Origin of the sequence: Mesorhizobium sp. L-8-3 (assembly GCF_016756615.1) — a bacterium.
GTDB lineage: Bacteria > Pseudomonadota > Alphaproteobacteria > Rhizobiales > Rhizobiaceae.
The window spans coordinates 2,309,974-2,328,743 of the sequence record NZ_AP023262.1 but is presented as its reverse complement, the minus strand read 5'-3'; the positions used below and the strand labels follow the sequence as shown (position 1 = coordinate 2,328,743).

Below are 18,770 nucleotides of genomic sequence, written 5' to 3'. Positions count from 1 at the left end.
GAATGCCGCTGGCACGGTGGAAGAAATTGAAAGCCGGCATCGCCTCGCCGAGGGACTGAAAGTCAGACAGGACCGGCTATCAAGGAACGGGGATCACGATGCAGAGCGTCGACCGGCAATTGGGCCGGCTGGACGCGACCGAAAGGGCCCCGCCATACGCAGCAGCCGGGTTTAGACAGCGCCATCGCGCTGCTATAACTGCGACTCGATGGGCAGCAGTCCGATCGCCCAGGCGAGCAAGCGACGGCCCTGCCCGGCTTCCGGATCACGGTGGAACGACTCGTTCTCGCCACCCACCCAGCACAGCCGGCCGCTGTCGAGAATAAGACGATAGCTCACGTCAGGTGAGGTCTGACGGTCGAACTCTTTGCTCATCTTCGCAGCAAGGTCGCATTGCTCGAAAAGCACGCCCATCTCGGTGTTCAGCGAGGCCGAGCGTGGGTCGAAGTTGAAAGACCCGATGAAGCCCAGCCGGCCGTCGACGGTGAAGGCCTTTGTGTGAAGGCTGGCGCCCTTTGAGCCGATCATCTGAAGCTCGAGATTGCTGACCTGGGGCCTGAGTTCAAAGAGGCGCACGCCGCCCGCCAACAGGCGCGTCCGGTACCTGGAATAGGCGCCATGCACCGCAGCCACGTCGGTCGCCGCCAGGGAGTTGGTAAGCACTGACACGGCGACACCGCGTGACCTCATGCCGAGCAGTTGTTCGGTTCCTTCATCTCCCGGGATGAAATAGGGGAGACGACTTCGACACGGTGCTCGGCGGAGGTGATCGCAGGCATCAACTGCGACAGAAGCCAGTTCTCCCTCTTGGCGCCGGCAGCCTTTTCAGGGGGATCCGATACGACCTCCACGGCTTGCGTCCATTGGATGACATCCGGGCCGTCGAACATATCGTTGAGCGAGGCGCGCTTGTGGACTCGCGCCGCATAGGGAGCCACGCGATCGCCGGCGGAGAGCCGTGCAAGCGACTTCCGCAGTCGGCGGAGCCTGTGTTTGCGCAGCCGGGCCAGCGCACGGATCGGGATAGCCGCGTCGCTGTTCCAGAACGCGTCGAAGACTGCCTCGGTCTCTTGTACGGCGGGTCCAAGAAGAGCGAGATCGAGGTCCTGGAAATTGGTCTCGGCGGCATCGAAATATTCGTCGCCTATGTTGCGGCCGCCCACGATCGCCACAGTTCCGTCAGCGATCCATGCCTTGTTGTGCATGCGCCGGGTAGCTGAAAAGGCGCGCAGCGTCATTTCGAGGCCACGCCGCAATGTTCCGCTTGTTGCCCGGCTCGGATTGAACAGTCGCACCGCGATGTTGGGATGGCTGTCGAGCGACAGGTAGGCCGTGTCGCTGCCGCGCGAGTTGATGTCGTCAAGAAGAAGCCGCACCCTCACGCCGCGATCGGCCGCCTTGATCACCTCGTTCACCAGGAGGCGCCCGGTGAGATCGCTGTGCCAGATGTAGTACATCAGATCGAGGCTCTGCCCGGCATGTCGCGCGGTCAGCACCCTTGCGGTGAACGCGTCGAGATTCTCGGACAGCATGGCCATGCCGGTCCTGCCCTTCCTGCCCTCCGATAGCCGCATCGCGGCGCGGCCGATCTCGGTGGCCTCGGCGGGAGGCAAGGCATTGGATGGCTCACCCTTGGCGTGGGCTGCGAAAAGCCCATAGGAAAAGGCGGCAAGGAGAGAGGCGAGACCGAAGAGGATAAGGAATGCAGCGACGGTGAGAAGGATCAGCATGGTAGGCGCTGCAGCGCCGGCGCGAGATCGACCCGCGCCTTGAGCGGCAGATGATCGGATGCCATGCGCGCCAGCGGCGTATCATGGATCTCTATCGTGGTGATCAGTTCATGAGGGCTCGCCAGGATGCGATCGAGCGCAAGCAGGGGGAACCTGGACGGAAAGCTCGGTATCGCCGCGTCGATCGGCCCAAAATCCGGCAGCAGCGTTTCCAGGGAGGAACGCCGGCCGACCCGCCATTCGTTGAGATCGCCGAGCAATATGGTCGGACGCTGCCCCGCGAGGGCGTGTTCGAGCAGGTGTGCCGCCTGCAACGCGCGCGAACGGCGCAACAGGCCCAGATGGGCCGCTATCACACGGAAGACGAGCCCTTCCCTTTCGACGTCGACCACCAGCGCGCCGCGCGGCTCGACACCTGGCAGTCTCAGATGCTCGACATGGCGTATGGCAGCCGCGCGGACCAGAAGCACGTTTCCATGCCAGCCATGCCCCTTGGAGTGCATGGGCGGCTGCACAGGCACGAGATCGGTGTCTCGCTGAAGACGATGCAGGTCCAACAACCCGGCTCGGTGGCCAAAGCGTTCGTCGGCCTCCTGCAGGGCCACGATGTCGGCGTCGATCTCGCGGATAACGGACGCGACGCGTTCCGGGTCGAACAGATTGTCGACGCCAACGCATTTGTGGACGTTGTAGGAGGCGACCGCCATGCAGGCGCCGCGCGCATCGGATTTCGAGTAGCGGACCGGCGTCTTCTGCAGCGCGGCCAGCAGTGACTTCGGCAGGGTTCTGGACCGTTGTTCGATGTTCATGAGCAATCCTGCGCAAAGCCCAGAGATAGGCGATTCTCGCGATCACGCCACAGAAAAGAGCACGCCTTCCGCGAGAATGTCGAACCAACTCGATGAAGGACCGGTGTGGCAAACTGTTGACGCTCCAACATCAACCGAACGTACAAGGTTCGCGGAGGTTCAACGCCTGAGGAGACATCGGAAAATAATCGCTTCGCTTTGCGCCGCCCCTCGAAAGCGGGAGCCGGTTTTGGAACCAAAGAGCGTAGAGCGAGTTGAAGGATCGCGACGCGCTCTAGCCGCCACTCTCTTCTGCCCGCACGCCCTCCAGTGTCTTGCGCGCCTCACGAATGAGCGTCCCCAGGTCCGGTTCATCGATCAGGAACTCGGCCTGATCAGGCTCAACCCAGCCGCGAACACGCTGCGTGCTTTCACGGAACTCTTCGGCTTCCGCCTCTACTTCGAGGGCGAAGACGGTCACAGTTATGGGCACGAAAGCGTCCTTGAGCCGCTTCCAGTATCGGTAGTGTCCAATCGGGCGACCGCCGATCCTTCCCGTCACACCGGCCTCCTGCTCCGCCTCTTCGGCTGCGGCCTTGGCGTCGGATCTACCCTTCATCGGCCAGCCTTTCGGCACGATGAACCGGCCCGTCTCGCGCGAGGTCACCAGCAGGAACTCCACCCCTCCCTCCGGGCGTCGCCGGAAGGGCAGCGCCGCTACCTGCCTGATCTGCTTGCCTTTCTTCGCCTGGGCTTTCGCCTTTTTCTTCTTCATTTGCCGCCGAACGATTCGCATGGACGCCGCAGAGCTGTCACCACAGCAGTTGGACCAGGGCATAACACGAAGCAGAGATCGGGGTCGAATGCTTGGCTAAGAGATTGAGGAAAACGCCGTTCCCGGGGAAACAGGGTGCGGAACCAGCACATCATGGTCTGTCCGTCTCCTCACTCGAAAATACTTATCCGGCTCACAATATGGGAGAATACTCGCGGCGCGGATAGCGGTCGCGTCGCTCTATCCAGAGATCGCTGCAACAAAGGTCACCGTGCGAGCAGGAACGGTGGCCTCACCCCTCGGCCTTACCGGCCAGGTGCGGCCGTAGCCGTGATGAGGGCTCGGCCGCATGTGCCTCGGAACCGCAGATCGCGAGCGATCCCGGATTTTCCTAGAGCCGCTCGCGGCAAAAATTGATCGGGCCGGGTCGCGGCCTTTCAAATCATCATTGAGCCACATCTTTCTTTGGCGATCTCCGGGAACGAACTCAGACTGCCCCCCCCGGGAACAGAGCCTTAGGCGCGCCGGGCGGCATCGCCCGGCTCCGATGCTGCGATGCCCGGGGCACCGATCACGGGGTCACCGCTTGAAGTGCAGCGCCAGTGCATTGCAGAGCGTGCGTGTCGCCCCGATCAGATTGAAGATCGGCTGCTCCTGGACCACAACGAGATCGAGCGCGGCCCACAGGTTTTCCGAGCGCGTGGAGTCCTGCGCCTCCTGGATCGCCCTGCGCGCGGCTGCATAGCGGGCTGTCGCATTGGCGCACCATCGGATGTAGTCGTCGGTCACGACATCGCTTGGTCGACCGGATGACTGATTGTCGACCACGGCATTCGGGGCCTTGATCGCCTTGAGATACTCGTCGCGCAGCTCCTTGAACCGCAGCGCGGCTTCATGCTGCGTGCCCGAGAGCCCGTCGGAGCGGCCCAGCATGGCGAGATAGCCGAGGAACGACCCGGCACGCGGGTCCCTGGCGCGCTCCTCGGAGACACCCAGCATCTTGGCGCGCATCGCCATCGCCAGCTTGTCGATCGGCTCTTCGGCTCTCGACGAACGGCCATTCGGCTCGCGGAACGGGACGTTCTTCGTTGGCCGTCCCCGTCTTGCGGCACGTTTCTGGGCTTGGCTGCGGGCCTTCATCTTGGTCTCTTCCTTGTCATGCGATGGAGTTGAATGTTGGTTCCGAGTTCGCCTCCGCGGCCGAGCGTTGCTGGCAGGCGCGTTCCTGTGTCCCGGGTCTCGACGTCGAAGTTCGCCTCGCGGGCTCCCACGCGACCGGCTGGCGACGGCGCGTCGCGCCATCCGCGCTTCGGCCGCTTGCCGATCGCTGAGCCGTCTGCCGGAGGACCGTGTCGACCCTGCCGGCCAGTCGGCACGTGTGGGGCCGACCAGCATGGAACGCTTCAAGGCGGCACAGTACCCGGAGCCGCCCGTTCACATGCGAACGTCCAGCCTCGACCCGCGAGACAAATCCCGCGTGGATGAGCTTGCGCAGTGCCCTGTGGAAGACGACGGGGGTGGCGAACCCCAGATCCCCCATCGCTTCGGCGCGTCGGAGCACAAACCCCTCGCCGACAGGCGCGAGGCCCTGCAGATAGGACAGCAGTTCTTCCTGTCGTGGACCGAGACCGCTCTTCGGCAAACCTGGAGCTCCGCAGGCCAGCGCGCCGGGTGGTCCGTCACCGACAACACGATCGGGGACGTCGGGCTTGTGTGTTGCTTTCGTCGACATTCCCTATCGATAGTAGGAATTTTGTCCTTGTGCAAGAGGAAAATTCCTATTTGACAAATAGGATTGATTTTGGAACTGATAGGCAATGGACGAAATCCGCCAGCGCATCCGGGATGCGGTCGATGCGAAGCTGACGACCTACAAGGATCTGTCGGCCGCGATCGGTCGCAACCATGCCTATGTCCAGCAATTCGTCGAGCGAGGCACCCCACAGGAACTGCGGCAGCGCGACGTGGAGACCATTTTGGGCGTGATCGACGGCGCTGGCAGCCGCCCCGCTCCGCGCAGAGGCTTCGCTCCGGTCCTCGTCCCTGGCGAGCAGTTGGTGAGGGGGGACCGCCGGCTTCCGGTCTATGCAGCCGCCCGCGGCGGCGACGGCCATGTCATCGTCACCTTCGACCCGGTCGAATATGTGAAGATGCCGACCATCCTGGAAAGTGTGAGGGGCGGATACGGACTGCTGATAACGGGCGACTCGATGGTTCCCGCCTATTGGCCCGGCGACACTGCGCTGATCCACCCAAGCCTCCCTGCACAGCGCGACACCGACGTCGTGCTCTATCATACCCCACCGGAGCCGAAGGGCGGGGACGAAGCCATGATCAAGCGCCTTGTCGGCATGAGCGAGCGCGAATGGACGCTGCAGCAATACCAGCCGGCCAACATTTTCAAGGAGTTCCGCGCCGACTGGCCGGTTTGTCATCGGGTCGTCGGCAAATATAACTCGCGCTGATTGCCCGATCGGAAACGGGAAGCAGCTTCGGACCGTCGGCCCGGAGAGATCCCGGGAGTGAGCGGCCGCCGGACCCTCCGGAAAGAACAGCAACATGGGCGTTCGGCGAAGCCGCACGCCCGGTTCGCACTAACCAGCCAGCAACGTCTGCTCGCCTTCCAAAAACTGCCGTACATTGCCACGATCACAGCATCCTCATAGTCGCCTGTTGCCGGAGAGCCTCTCCTCGAAAAGGCCACGACCCCAGCCTTCACCCGCGACAGCCGTTCCGCCATGCGTATGGCATGATCGAGCCCCTGCGCCTCGACAGGTTGGTCGGCGATGAGCGACCCTTTCTTGCCGCGCTCGAAACTCTGGACGACGAAGTAGGTGAGCACTCGTTCCCTCCGTTGCTTCGGCAAGACATTGACCCCCGCCTACGGCACAAATCAAGAACATAAGGGCGATATCAAGGATCGGAAATCTACCCGCGCACTGGAACGCAGAAGGGGTTCACTGCCAGCGGCAGCGGGTCTCTCCTATAATATAGGAATTTTCCTATTGACTATCGGATAGGGAAACGCCTATCGTGCGACGCCATCGGGGAGGTGCGCTTGACGTTTTTTCTTCGCGATATTCTCGATGAAAAGCTCAAGCGCAACGAAGCCGACGCGGATCTCTTCCGCGCGGTCGTGCAGTATGAGTTCGCCTCCGGCTTGAACGCCACGGTGGAGGGCGCGGCCGCTGCCATGCGGCGTTGGGTGAAGGCGCGGCCTGCCTGGGTAAGCGATGTCCAGCAGGCCCGTCGTCTTGCGGCGCTGGCGGCTATCGAGGCGGCGCTGTCGGCGCAGGCGGAGGATGCCGGCTCGTCGGTCCCAGCCATTGGCACCGGATCAGGGAAGTGGCGGATCGCTGAAGGAGAACCTGCATCCGAGCTTCGGTTTGCCCAGAAGTGCGATGCCCGGCCCACTGAAGAGGGCGACGGAGCCGCTCTCTTGGTCTACCAAAGCGAGTAGCGCAGCCCGATGCGAACTTCATGCGACTGCAAGCCCGGGTCCTCACCCTGCGTGCCGGACGCTCCGGCAAGTTGCGACGCGCGGTCGAAGGCGAACATCGGTCCGCCCTCGATGCTGCGGTAGCGATAGCCCAGGTCGACCTTGAGGTTCTTGGTCAGGTCGTAAGCCATGCCCGCCATCAAGGCCCAGGAGAAGCGCCAGCTCTTCTCGCCGTCCGATTCGCTCGACCCGACAAAACCAGCCGGGCAATCAGCTCCCACGCAATAGGCACTGCTATTGAGCTGGTCCCAATTGACATAGGTCATGCCGAGCCCCGCCCCGACATAAGGGGTGAAGCCGACATAGGTGCCGAGATCGACATAGCCGTTGGCCATGAGATTGTAGGCCGTTGCGTCGGCCGAATCTGCAGTCCGACAGCTCGTCCCCACCAGCAATGGCGCGCAGGGCTGCGCCGCCGACGTCGTTCCATCGAACGAAGTGCGGAAGACGTCGAAGGTCAGGTCGGCGCGTAGATAGTCGGTAAGATTATAGCCGAACCCGATACCCCCCGTGACATTGTTGCCGAGCGAGGCAGTATCGAACCGGGCGGTATCGTAGGTTCCGGTAAGCGCATCGAAGGTTCGGTAGTCGAAGTCACCTGCCTTGACACTGAAATTGTAGCCGACGTCGCCGCGCAGATACCAGCCCGACCCGATCTCGACCGGCACATATTCCTCCACCGGCTGATCAACGAAGACGGGCGGTTCATAGTCGGCGGCCCGCAGAGAGCCCGCCGGCAGGATTGCAATCGTCGCCGCGGCAAGAACGACAGAGGTCTTGAGGCTCATCTGCAGGAACTCCCCGATACCACCGGACGGCTTCGCCCGGATGCCCATGGAGCCATTGTTAACCATAGAGGTTAAGTACGGGTTAACCCTGATGCCAGAAATCGTCTTTAGAAAACAAGATGTTCGCCCTGACATCATCCCGGCCGCAGGTCCGAGAGGCCGCGCTCGCCGAAAAAAGGCGCGCGCCTGACAAGAACAATCGCGCTACTGTTCTTGGAGGGGCACCCGCCTGCGGCTGGCGGCCCGAACAAGGGAGACGCAATCATGTATCGGCTTTGGTTCGACACGATGATGCTTGGACTGGAAGCCCAGCAGGTCATCTGGCTGCGAGCGCTGCATCTGGCCCGCGGCGGCAAAGCCGGCGAACGCGAAGCCAGGCGCATGGTCACCGAGAAAGTGATCGCCGCCACACAGGCGGCAGGAGCGATCGCAGCCGGAGCCGGCGGCAAGGACGTGGTACGCGGCTATCGCAGAAAGGTACGGGCAAACAGGCGACGGCTGTCGCGCTGATTGTCCTCGGGACGACGTATTGATAGGGACCGCCGGGCCCGGGGCCGGGCGGTCATGATCGAAAGAGACCTACTTGGTATAGACCGGCTCGGGCCGCACGTAGGCCACCGGTTCGGAGCACTCGTTGCGTCCACCGAACTGGTAACGCAGACCGGCGCGCACCTCATGTGTGTTGAAGCCGTTGTCGTAACCTGGCCCCGCCCCGATTCCGCCGAGCGTAGGCGTGGCATATTCGAACATACGCCCGCCGTTGATGTGGCTGAAGCGGTATCCGGCGTCGAGCTTGAGCCGGTCGGTCAGACAATAGGAGGCACCGGCCATAAGGGCGTAGGCGAAACGCCAGCTTTGCGCACCGGAATGGATATCGGTAGTACCATCGATCGTGTTTGTCAGGTCGTCCCACTGCACCCGGGCGCCGCCTATACCGGCGCCGACATAGGGTGTGATCCCATAATAGGTGCCGAGGTCGACATAGGCGTTGGCAAGCAGCAGCCACGCGCTGTAGGCGGAGCTGTCCGTCGAAACGCAGGCGACGCCGCCGCAGACGCCGCTCGTACTGCCGGTGAAGTCCGACGAGAACCAGTAGTCCAGCGTCAGGTCCGTGCGGAAATATCGGTTGACCTGGTAGCCGACACCCGCGCCGATCGAGAAGGCGCCCTTGAGGTCGCCGGTATCGAAACTCCCTGTCCCGGGCTCCGGCACCACACTTCCATAGGTAATGTAGTCCGCGCCGCTGAAATCCGACCAATGATAGTCGAGGTCGCCACGTATGTACCAACCGCCGTAGTCGACTTCCTGATAGACCGGCGGCGGCGCCTCGATGATCGGCGGCTCACCGATGTCTGCTGCGAATGCGGATCCCGCCATGCCGGCGACCAGCGCGGCCAAAAGGCCTGGTCTGGCAAATCTGTACATTGCTCTCACCTTTGCGAAGACGGACCCGTCCCCCGGCTCCGTTGGTTACAACCCGGTTTTGGATAATGAGTTGCAAAGGTTAAGGCCGGCTTAACCGTCTTTCTTAACCACGTTCGCGAAAACGCTTGCTGGGCAAGCCTTTGCCGATGGCGTGCGCGCGCTCCTCACGACCGATAGCCCACGTCAAGGTTGAGGTTTATCCGGGCGGCTTCCGCTGACGCTGACGCGAGCACGCCTTGCGATGTCCGTCCCCACAAGGAACGCCGCCGAGTACGACAGGCGTCAGGAACAGCCAGTGCCTGCTCCGATAGCCTGCCGACCTGCTCCAGAACAATCCCAAGAGCACCTGATATTCGCAGAAGGCCGGATGCAGTCTGTTGCTCACACACTCCGTCATTGCCCCGTATGGTTGTATATTTCATCAACCTGCACTCTCACAGATTCCATGACAACACTTCGAGAGCATCGATAGAGAAATCTCACGAAATTTCGGAATTTGTTGACAAAGACTATTTGATCGAAAACACTGGTTCATCTCAGATGTACGTTGGCGTCGTTTCGAACGCGCCATGAAATTCATCCGGGTCTGTGTTCCTGATGCGAACGGAGGCGTCGGCACGAGCCTTTTCATGTGACTGTACATGTGGGTGCTGCTTGTGCGTTTCCCGCAGCCGGGCGACATGGCAGCGGCGGGAGAATTACCATGCAAATTCGTGTTGGACCGGCAAAGCGGCCAGGTCGGGAGAGAACCATCCTGGATCAGCCGCTCGGACAAATCGGAATCGAATCCGAAGGCGATAGGGTGTCCCTGTCGTTTTGTGCCGATGGCATCTATGATACGCAGTCGCAGTATCGCTATACGATCCGGTTCTCGCGTAGAGAATTCCTTGCCATCTTGGCGGAGGACGCTTCGTAGCCGAGGCTACGCAGGACAAGGCGTTCTGTGAGGATATCCTGGCAAGGTTGGACTGGATCGAGCGGCAGCACAGATTCCATCGATGCCGTCACCGCTCCGGGAGCCGACGCGGCAGAAGCGCAACGAAGCTCAACGGCTCCAGAAAGTGGGTGTGAAAATCACCAGCACGACGAGGATTTCGAGCCTGCCCAGAAGCATTGCCATCGACAGGAACCACTTCGACGAATCGGGCAAGGACGCGAAATTGCCCGCGGGGCCGATGATATCACCCAGACCGGGACCGACATTGGTCATGGCCGTAAGCGACCCCGTAACTGCTGTGATGAGATCCAGTCCTGTCGCGCCGAGCAAGATTGCGACTATCGCCCAGATCACGAAGAAGGCCGAGATAAACAGTACGACTGCCCGTTGCATGTCGGCATCGACGACACGGTCCCCGTAACGGATCGTAATTACCGAATTGGGATAGACCAGTTTGCGCAGACCGTTCATTGTCAGTTCGAAAAGCACCAGGAAACGATACGCCTTGATCCCGCCCGCGGTGGATCCCGAACAGCCGCCAAGAAAGGTCGCCACGAAGAAGCAGGCTACGGCAAGCGGCCCCCATGCAGAATAGTCGCTGCTGGCATAGCCAGTCGTGGTGATGATCGACACGAAATTGAACGCGGAATGCGTGAGGGCCTCGAGGAAGGGCTTTTCGGCGGTTACGCGCAGATATACGGCCACGGCAACGGCGAACACGATACAGTATCCGGCAAAGACCCGAATCTGGGGGTCACGCAGAGCGTCGTAGCGCCCGCGAATAGCAAACAGGATCAGAATCGAAAACGGCAGCCCGCCGACAAACATGAAGACGGTAGCGATCCACAGTATGTGTGGGGAGTTTGCGAACTGCCCAAACGAAGCATCGTGGGTCGACATCCCGCCGGTCGACATCGTTGTCATGGCATGGTTCAGCGCGTCGAATCCGGTCATTCCTGCAAGCAGGTAGCAAATGGCGCAGGCAACCGTCAGCATTGCGTAGATGCCAAGGAGGCTGGCTGCAAAGGTTGCGAATCGTTCGAAGGGTTTGTCCTCGATATCCGACGACTCGATCTTGAAATAGGTGACCCCGCCGACCTTCAGAAAAGGCAGCAGAAAAAGCCCCAGTGCTATCACGCCGAGTCCGCCCATCCATTGAAGGATGGATCGCCAGAGCAGCACGCCCGGCGGCTTGTCATCGAGACCGGTGATCACCGTAGACCCGGTCGTGGTTATGGCCGAGACCGACTCGAAGAATGCTTCCGCAAGGCTCAACTCAAGCGACGAAATGAGCAGCGGCAGAGCCCCGGCTACCGCCATTGTCATCCACAGAAGATTGACCAGCAGGAATCCGAATCGCGTCGAGGCGGGGGGAGTATTGCCGTGCGTGGCGGCCGCTACACCCAGGGCGGCGGCGGCGGTGATGGCAGCTGATGCGGCGAAGACCTGCCAGTCTTCATTGCCGTGATAGAGATCCACCCCCGCCGGCAGCAGCATCGCAGCGGACAGATAGAGAGCGAACACAGCAGAGATATGGATTGCGGCGCGGGCAGCAACTCTGTTCACGGCAGACGGCAAACGGCGCTAGAAGAACAGCGACTGCACGATCGGCCAAGCAACCATGCAGCAGACTCCAATGAAGACGATCATCCCGAGCAGATGGCCAATCCGTTCCGGCAAGCCTTCACTTTTGTCCTGTAGCAAATTGTCAGGATTCTTTGCCACGCTTTGCGTCCCCTGGCCCGAACGGCCTCTTCAATTGAAATCTGTGGTACGACGTGCCCCGATGCTCCGAGAGCGAACTGCTGTAGTTGCAACGATTCGACAATGTCCGATTGGCCTTGCTCGACCAGAACGTCGCCTCGGCCATGTGTCACGAGCGTCCTCTCGCCGTGGTCTCCCTGCGCGACCAAATGGTCTGCGTTGACACTCACGCTCTGATCTCGTCGCAGGTTGGCCGAATCCACATCCCTTCGTCGCTCCCCTTGCAAACAAGAGCAGTGTGCCGCCATCGTAGAATGGCGACAAGGGCTGAGATCGCCTTTTTATTGTTGTGCTGGCCAGCCGCAGACCGGGTCTTCTCGCACAGCCCGCGCCTCTAGCGGCAACATCCGGCAACACCTGGAAAAGCGCGGCGGTCGCCGAGCGGAACCAGCAAGGTTCTGATCCACTCGGCGACCTGCCTTCCTCCCCTCGGAGGAGCCCACGCCCAATAATTCAGCAGCCCGATAATTCAGCCGTCGGTCGTGACCGCTTCGGCGCTCTGTTCTGGAAGGTTCTCAATCGCGACCAATTCCTTCGCGCAAAGCTCGGCGGCGCCGGGAACGACCTTATCCATACCTGTCAGCTTGAGCCATCCGCCGTTCTCAATGAACCTGTTTCGCTCCCACGAGGACGTTTTCTTGAGGGCAGCCAGTTGCTCCGCGGCATTGTCGGCGGAAACGAATTTCCCCACACATACGGTAGCTACCAGTTCGGATCGAGCATCCCTTGCCGCCTTTTCAGCCATCAGCGCGGCTGTTCCACCCGTGGTCCATCCGCCGAAGGCGAAGCCGACGACCATCGTCAGCGCGGATATTCCTGCTAGTGACCAGAACCACATGGTTTTGGAAGGTCGATAGTTCGACCACCGTTGCGACCAGCTTGGCGAGAGAGGTTCAGTTTCGGGCATGGCCTCACTCCTTTCACGTCATGTATCCTCATGTAACAAATCGAGACTACCACACTCCTGATTTTTTTGAACCCCTTAACCGGAAGTTTCACGGAATCGTCATCGACTACAACCAGTGCGGGAATCTTCACGGCAAGCACCGCTGCCCTTCGCAGCTCTGGCTCGCTGCAGGGGATCTTGAGCAGCATGGCTGCGGCGTGGTCGTGTCGCGAGCCTGACGCAAACCTGCCAGCCGGCAGTTCGGGCCAGGAACGGCGGCGTAGCGCCCGGAGAGAACAGCAGCCGCACGACGGGATGGCGGCACTTGTCTCCGCGCTGGCGGCGAAGGGCGCCGCCAGGCATCGTCATCTCAAGCCAGACCAGAAGGCTTGCCCTCATGCGCGGGGCCGGCACCGCCTATCGAACCCCCAGCGACGGCATTTGCATCGTCAGCGGAGGTGCCGCCTCTTGTCACATGAGGCAGCCCCAAGAGCATGCGATGGGCCGAATAGGAAGCCTCGGGCAGATAGTCGGGGTCTTGCCCCGAAAGCAGGCATTTTTTCCAGGCAGATCCCAACCCTGTTTCTTCGCCTGGATACACCCGCAACCGTTCACGAGCCAACCGCTGCCTGGATGCCCCAGATCGGAAGGTTCCGGGCGGTCGGCCTTGCCGCCTACGCCGCCGACTTTGCCTCGGCGATCACGCTGACGATGTCGTCGACGACAGCTTCGACCAGTTGCGGGTCGTCGGCCTCGGCCATGACACGGATCAGCGGCTCGGTGCCGGATGGGCGAATGACGAGCCTGCCGGAATTGCCGAGCCGGCCGCGGGCATCCTCGATCGCTGCCTTGACCGGCGCGCTTTCCAAGGGCTTGCCGCCCGAGAAACGGACGTTCTTCAGAAGCTGCGGCACGGGATCGAACTTCTTGGCGACTTCGGAGACCGGCTTGCCGGCGCGCTTCACGCAGGCCAGCACCTGCAACGCCGAGACGAGGCCGTCGCCGGTTGTGGAGAAATCGGACAACACGATGTGACCGGACTGTTCGCCGCCAACATTCAGCCCGTGCGCTCGCATATGCTCGACGACGTACCGGTCGCCGACCTGGGTGCGGTGAAGCTGCAGGCCGATATCGCTGAGGAACCGTTCGAGACCGAGGTTGGACATGATCGTCGCGACGACGCCGCCGCCGGCGAGGCGGCCGTTCTGGTTCCAGGACTCCGCGATCATCGCCATGATCTGGTCTCCGTCGACGATCTGGCCCAGTTCGTCGATGATGACCATGCGGTCCGCGTCGCCATCGAGCGCAATGCCGATGTCGGCGCGCACCTCATGCACCTTCTTCTGCAGGCCCTCGGGATGGGTCGAGCCGCACTCCCGGTTGATATTGAAGCCATCGGGCTCGTTATTGATGGTGATCACTTCCGCGCCGAGTTCCCACAGCGCGAGCGGCGCCACCTTGTAGCCCGCGCCGTTGGCGCAATCGACCACGATGCGCAGGCCGGCGAGCGACATCGAACGCGGCAGGGTGCGCTTGGCGAATTCGATGTAGCGGTCATGCACGCCGTCGATGCGCTTGGCGCGGCCGAGACCGTCCGAATCCGCAAGCTTGATATCGATCTCCCCGTCGATCAACGCCTCGATACGGGTTTCGATCTCGTCAGAGAGCTTGTAGCCGTCGGGACCGAACAGCTTGATGCCGTTGTCATGATAGGGATTGTGAGAGGCCGAGATCATCACGCCGATATCGGCGCGCAGCGAACGGGCGAGCATGGCGACCGCCGGTGTCGGTATCGGCCCGAGCAGGAACACATCCATGCCGGCGGCGCAGAAGCCCGACACCATGGCGTTCTCGATCATGTAACCGGAAAGACGGGTGTCCTTGCCGAGCACGACACGGTGACGATGATTGCCGCGCTGAAACGACATGCCGGCGGCCATGCCGACCTTCATGGCGACCTCGCCGGTCATCGGGAATTTGTTGGCTCGGCCCCGAATTCCATCCGTACCGAAATAGCGTCTCGACATGCTGCTTTTCCCCAAAGGCGTTGCCAACCTCCCGCGCTGGTTTGCCACAACGGGGCGGCCGGAAGCCATCACTTTGTGTAAGTATTCGTTACGAACTCTTAGGAAACCGTTCCAGTCCCGACGGCTTGATATCAACAGGCCGAGGCTCATCAATTGTGAGGGTACAGACATCCCTTGAGGCTGCCCGGGCAACTCACACCGCCATCTTCGCATCCACCTCGACAGGTCATGAATGGCTCGTCGGGACTTGCACCTCACCCGCACGCCGAGATACATTCAATATACATACAATTTGACCATTGCGTCTGCGATGCTTCGCGCCGCATACTTGAAAAGCATGACATTTGGCGCTACGTCATCCATACGCCGGCATTAGCGAAGTGATTGTATGTAGAAGTTTACACTGCCTCCATACAATCTTCCAAAGGAAGGAAAGCCATGGCCACCAGCGTCAGCGATATGGCGGGCGGATATCGCCCAACCGACAATCCCATGAAGACGGGCATCTTCGGACGCTGTCCGCGGTGTCAGGAAGGCCATCTTTTTACCGGTTACCTCAAGCTGGCTCCATCCTGCGAGGTATGCGGCCTCGACTATTCCTTCGCTGATCCGGCGGATGGTCCGGCCTTCTTCGCCATGACGATCGCCGCGGTACCGACCTTGGCCTTCGCCGTCTGGTTCCAGGTGACCTTCGACACACCGATCTGGCTCCATCTTTTCACCACCATGCCGCTCACCCTGCTTGCATGCTTGGCGCTGCTGCGCCCGCTGAAGGGATGGCTGGTGTGCTCGCAATTCTTCCATAAGGCGGAAGAAGGCCGGATCGATCTCGACTTCCGGCACAAGAGCGGCTCGCAGGCCGGCTAAAGCGTGCCTCCCGAGAGTGCCCAGGCGTTTCGGGAAAAATTCCGATGCTCAAGCAAACAGATAGAGCGGCGCGCTTTATCGCATCTGGCCGATCCAGTCCTTGAGCAGCGCGACCGCCTCGGGATCCGCGATATGGCGTCCCAGTTCCGGCATCATCACGCCGGGTTCGGTGCTCTCGACGCGATAAAGGAGGATAGAGCCGCCCGGATCGCCCGGAAGGATATCAAACTGGCGATCGCCGGACCCCTTGCCCGCCGCGACCGGCCTTTTCCTCACGCCGAATTTCACCGGATCCTTCTCGCCGAAGGTCAACCACAGCCCGGAATTGCTGGCCGGCCCCTCCCGGCGATGGCAATGGGCGCAGTTGACGTCGAGCCAGCCTCGTGCCCGCAGGTCGAGCGCGGCCGCGGCGTCGCGCCAGTCCGGGACCGCGGGCGCGTCCTTGGGAGCCGGGGCGTCGGCCAGCATACCCGCCGCCGTCCAGTGGGCCAGCTGGTTTAGCCGGCCGGTTGCATAGTCGACGTCGCGGTTCAAATTGCGCGCCTTCGGCCCGAGCGGGACGATTTCTCCATTGAAGGCGTGGCATGCCTTGCACTGGTTCTTGTTCGGTACGGAATAGGTGAAGGCGAGCGCGGATCCGTCCGCTGCGGTGGTCGATATCTCGACCTTGGCACCTGCGATCTTCAGCACGGCGTCCGTCTGTTCGGCGTTCCAGAGATAGGCGAAAGCGTGCCAGCCGTCCGTGCGGCGCAGGAGCACCCTCGTCTCGATCAGCTTGATGTCCTGGTCCGGCCGGCGATTGTCGGCGGGAAAGGCGAAGGTCTTGATCAGAGCCGTCCCCGTCGGGAAGTCGAAAGCTTCATCGTCGTCATATTGCGCCGCCTTGCCGTCGGGCAAATGGACGAACCGGAATTTCAACGCGCCGTCGGAGAACAGCGGCGTGGCAAGCTGGAACGGAACGACACCAGCCGCCGGGTTCTGCGCCTTGAGATCGTCGAAGAAGCCGAACTCGGAAAGCAGCTTCGGCGGGCTTTCGGCCAGGATCGCCTCAGCCGAAACAACGCCATGGGCATGACCGCTCGCGAGAAGGCCCACGAGCCAGGCACCGAGCAGGATTTTCCATATCTCCGGTCGCGCCAGCCGCCCGATCCTTGCCGGCACCGACAGCGGCCACGGGATCGCCGCGCCCGAACGCTTTGGTGGCCAGCCGAAGCCGGACCAAGCACGCTTCATTTCCTGGTTCCAGCGAAGCGCAACCATCGCCTGCCCCGTCTAGGCCCCGCTCTCCTGCGGCAGCTTGACCGGAGCGGGCTCGGACAGGCTTCCCTTGTAGGAGGCAATATCCATGTCGGGCCACCAGCCCCAGGGCAGCATCAGTTGGGAGATCATCTTGAGATTGACGAAACTGGTGCCTTCGGCCTCCTCGACATAGATTCGGTTCTCGGCTGCGGTCCACGAGAAATACTCGGGAATGGTCGTCACCCCATCCCAGACGATATCGGGCACCGGCGTCCCGGAAACATCCGAGATCGTCTTGCCGACCTCGCCGTCCGGTGACGCGCCGCCTTCCCCATAGGAATTGTCGTGCACGAACACGCCGCGCGGCACGAACATGTATTTGTCGTCCTCATAGTCGTTCGGGTAGGCGGCGATGAGCACATGGGCGGTACCGTTGCCGTCGAGCTTGTTGTTGAAGACATGCACGTTGCGGTTGGCCATCACCATGATGCCCATGCCCTTCGGCACGATCGCGACGATGTTGCCCTTCGGTGCGAAATTGGGCGTGTCGTTGTTGACTACCTCGTTGTCGAAGACACGAATGTCATGCCCACCCTGCACCGGCAGGTTGGGAAGGTCGAAGACCAGTATGCCGCCCGTATTGCGGGTGACGACGTTCTTGTACACGTCGGCCTTCATCGAATTTTCGATCTCGATGCCGGCCACATTGAACTCGGCACGCGAATTGCGCACCACGATGTTCTCGCTCTGGCCAACATAGATGCCGGCGTCGGACGCCCCTTTCACGGTCACGCCGTCGATCAGCACATTCTTGGACGAAACGGGATAAACGCCGTAGGAGCCGTTCTTCGCATCGGGCCCGTTCGTCCACTCGACGCGCAGCTTGCGGAAAGTGATCTGGTCGGAGCCCTTCGACTTCACCCCGTCGCCCTTTGCATCCTCGACCGCGAAATCCTCGAGGACGACGCGGTCCGATGTCACGAGCAGCCCTTCCCCGGAGCCGGTCTGGCTCTTGAACGAAAGCACCGTCTGGTCGGAGCCCGCGCCCTTCACCAGCACGTCGTCGATATCCAGCGACAGCCCCTCGGTCAGTTCGAAACGCCCGGCGCCGATGCGAACGGTGTCGCCTGGCTTGGCCATGATCAGCGCCTCGGTCAGCCTTTCGGCAGCGTCCTCTCCGGCCTCCACCGCGATCTCCGCCGCATTTGCAACGTTGCCCGCCGATACGCCGAGCAGCAGGGCCAGCATGGTCGTCGAAACGATAGCTCTCACATCAAGTCCTCCCCTCCGTGCCGGCCCCCGCCCCCCTGACCAGTGAAAAGCGGGCCTTCGTCGGCGAATGACGAAACGATGCGCTTCCGTTCTGGCCTTGTCAACAAAAATGAAATAGTTTCACTTTCCATGGATCCCATCCCGCCAGCCACCAAGATCTTGCCCGTCCAGGATCGCGCGCAGAAAACGCGCGCGGCATTGCTCGCCGCCACCGAGCGGCTGGTGGCCGAGGAAGGAGCGGACGCGGTCACCACCACGCGCGTCGCTGCAGAAACGGGCGTATCCGTCGGCACCCTCTATCGCTACTTTGCCGATCGCGACGGTCTTCTGCTGTCGGCCTATGACGCGACGGTTGCCCGCATCGTCGCCTCCTGCGCGGACGCCCTGGTTGCGCTGCCGGCAGATACGTCTGTCGAGCAGGCGGCCAAGATCCTGCTCGGCGTCTATCTCGACGCCGCCGAAGCAATCCCCTCTCATTCGGGGCTGCTGAAGGCAATGCGGGCCATCAGGCCGATCGAAGCCGACAACAGTGCCGACCAGAACCATATCGTCGACGATATCGTGGTGCCCTTCATTGCACGTTTTGCGCCGCAAAGGCCCAGCGACCCGCTGAGCCTGCAGGTGATCAACCTGCTGCTCGGCACACTGGTCGATCTCTATCTGGTGACGTCGGACAAGACCGCGCGGGCAAGGCTAAGGCAGGACGTCGAAGCGCACATGCTGCTTGCGCTCGACCGCGCCCTGCGGCCGGCCGACGACCGGTAGCGCGCCCC

The 18,770-nt window shown here is 61.7% G+C and carries 18 protein-coding genes; 5 read left to right on the top strand and 13 right to left on the bottom strand.

The features are described from left to right. Positions 1-192 precede the first annotated feature (192 nt). The 5 genes from JN302_RS39785 to JN302_RS11030 all read right to left on the bottom strand — a co-directional run bounded on the left by JN302_RS39785 (position 193) and on the right by JN302_RS11030 (position 4,433). On the bottom strand, positions 193-690 hold the full coding sequence (locus JN302_RS39785) for a phospholipase D-like domain-containing protein (RefSeq protein WP_342215937.1): 498 nt from the start codon (positions 688-690) through the stop codon (positions 193-195). Further along, entirely contained in the window at positions 687-1,730 is a 1,044-nt protein-coding gene (locus tag JN302_RS11045) for a phospholipase D family protein (RefSeq protein ID WP_342215935.1), read from the bottom strand. The genes JN302_RS39785 and JN302_RS11045 overlap by 4 nt, the downstream gene beginning before the upstream one ends. Further along, entirely contained in the window at positions 1,724-2,539 is an 816-nt protein-coding gene (locus JN302_RS11040) for an endonuclease/exonuclease/phosphatase family protein (RefSeq protein ID WP_202332882.1), read from the bottom strand. The genes JN302_RS11045 and JN302_RS11040 overlap by 7 nt, the downstream gene beginning before the upstream one ends. Positions 2,540-2,813: 274 nt before the next feature. Then, positions 2,814-3,293 carry an NUDIX hydrolase gene (locus tag JN302_RS11035; protein WP_202312097.1) on the bottom strand — a complete coding sequence of 160 codons (480 nt, stop codon included), beginning with the start codon at positions 3,291-3,293 and terminating at the stop codon, positions 2,814-2,816. Between the two features lie 579 nt (positions 3,294-3,872). Continuing rightward, a complete protein-coding gene (locus JN302_RS11030) occupies positions 3,873-4,433 on the bottom strand; it encodes a hypothetical protein (protein ID WP_202332881.1) in 561 nt (186 codons plus the stop codon). Between the two features lie 677 nt (positions 4,434-5,110). Here JN302_RS11030 and JN302_RS11025 point away from each other — a divergent pair. Both JN302_RS11025 and JN302_RS11020 read left to right on the top strand, forming a co-directional pair. Further along, positions 5,111-5,758, top strand: a complete 648-nt coding sequence (locus JN302_RS11025) for a S24 family peptidase (RefSeq protein ID WP_202332880.1) — start codon at positions 5,111-5,113, stop codon at positions 5,756-5,758. A gap of 593 nt (positions 5,759-6,351) precedes the next feature. Beyond that, on the top strand, positions 6,352-6,753 hold the full coding sequence (locus tag JN302_RS11020; protein ID WP_202332879.1) for a hypothetical protein: 402 nt from the start codon (positions 6,352-6,354) through the stop codon (positions 6,751-6,753). On the opposite strand, the gene JN302_RS11015 is transcribed toward JN302_RS11020, so the two are convergent. Beyond that, positions 6,738-7,580 carry an outer membrane protein gene (locus JN302_RS11015; protein ID WP_202332878.1) on the bottom strand — a complete coding sequence of 281 codons (843 nt, stop codon included), beginning with the start codon at positions 7,578-7,580 and terminating at the stop codon, positions 6,738-6,740. The two genes, JN302_RS11020 and JN302_RS11015, sit on opposite strands and share 16 nt — an antisense overlap. 264 nt (positions 7,581-7,844) lie before the next feature. Here JN302_RS11015 and JN302_RS11010 point away from each other — a divergent pair, with 264 nt between their 5' ends. Next, the gene (locus JN302_RS11010; RefSeq protein WP_202312087.1) at positions 7,845-8,090 is read left to right on the top strand and encodes a hypothetical protein; all 246 of its coding nucleotides are present in this window, start codon (positions 7,845-7,847) and stop codon (positions 8,088-8,090) included. Between the two features lie 69 nt (positions 8,091-8,159). Here JN302_RS11010 and JN302_RS11005 read toward each other — a convergent pair whose 3' ends face one another. From JN302_RS11005 to glmM, 5 genes are all read right to left on the bottom strand, one after another. Next, complete coding sequence (locus JN302_RS11005; RefSeq protein ID WP_202332877.1) at positions 8,160-9,005, bottom strand: outer membrane protein; 846 nt, start codon at positions 9,003-9,005, stop codon at positions 8,160-8,162. Positions 9,006-10,050: 1,045 nt separating this feature from the next. Beyond that, positions 10,051-11,508: a TrkH family potassium uptake protein gene (locus JN302_RS11000; RefSeq protein ID WP_202332876.1), complete on the bottom strand. Its 1,458-nt coding sequence runs from the start codon at positions 11,506-11,508 to the stop codon at positions 10,051-10,053. An 18-nt stretch (positions 11,509-11,526) separates the two neighbouring features. After that, complete coding sequence (locus tag JN302_RS10995) at positions 11,527-11,667, bottom strand: hypothetical protein (protein WP_202332875.1); 141 nt, start codon at positions 11,665-11,667, stop codon at positions 11,527-11,529. Between the two features lie 508 nt (positions 11,668-12,175). Continuing rightward, positions 12,176-12,613 (bottom strand): hypothetical protein, encoded by a 438-nt coding sequence (locus JN302_RS10990; RefSeq protein WP_202332874.1) that lies wholly within the window; start codon positions 12,611-12,613, stop codon positions 12,176-12,178. A 653-nt stretch (positions 12,614-13,266) separates the two neighbouring features. After that, a complete protein-coding gene (gene glmM / locus JN302_RS10985; RefSeq protein ID WP_202334256.1) occupies positions 13,267-14,619 on the bottom strand; it encodes a phosphoglucosamine mutase in 1,353 nt (450 codons plus the stop codon). A 438-nt stretch (positions 14,620-15,057) separates the two neighbouring features. On the opposite strand from glmM, the gene JN302_RS10980 reads away from it, so the two are divergent. Next, positions 15,058-15,486 (top strand): DUF983 domain-containing protein, encoded by a 429-nt coding sequence (locus JN302_RS10980; protein ID WP_244846286.1) that lies wholly within the window; start codon positions 15,058-15,060, stop codon positions 15,484-15,486. A 75-nt stretch (positions 15,487-15,561) separates the two neighbouring features. Here the strand turns inward: JN302_RS10980 and JN302_RS10975 are convergent, their stop codons facing one another. Both JN302_RS10975 and JN302_RS10970 read right to left on the bottom strand, forming a co-directional pair. Continuing rightward, the gene (locus JN302_RS10975) at positions 15,562-16,719 is read right to left on the bottom strand and encodes an SO2930 family diheme c-type cytochrome (RefSeq protein ID WP_202332873.1); all 1,158 of its coding nucleotides are present in this window, start codon (positions 16,717-16,719) and stop codon (positions 15,562-15,564) included. 39 nt (positions 16,720-16,758) lie between these two features. After that, on the bottom strand, positions 16,759-17,997 hold the full coding sequence (locus JN302_RS10970; protein WP_202332872.1) for a parallel beta-helix domain-containing protein: 1,239 nt from the start codon (positions 17,995-17,997) through the stop codon (positions 16,759-16,761). 129 nt (positions 17,998-18,126) lie between these two features. Between JN302_RS10970 and JN302_RS10965 the strand changes: the two genes are divergently transcribed. Next, positions 18,127-18,762 carry a TetR/AcrR family transcriptional regulator gene (locus tag JN302_RS10965; RefSeq protein WP_202332871.1) on the top strand — a complete coding sequence of 212 codons (636 nt, stop codon included), beginning with the start codon at positions 18,127-18,129 and terminating at the stop codon, positions 18,760-18,762. Positions 18,763-18,770: the final 8 nt, after the last annotated feature.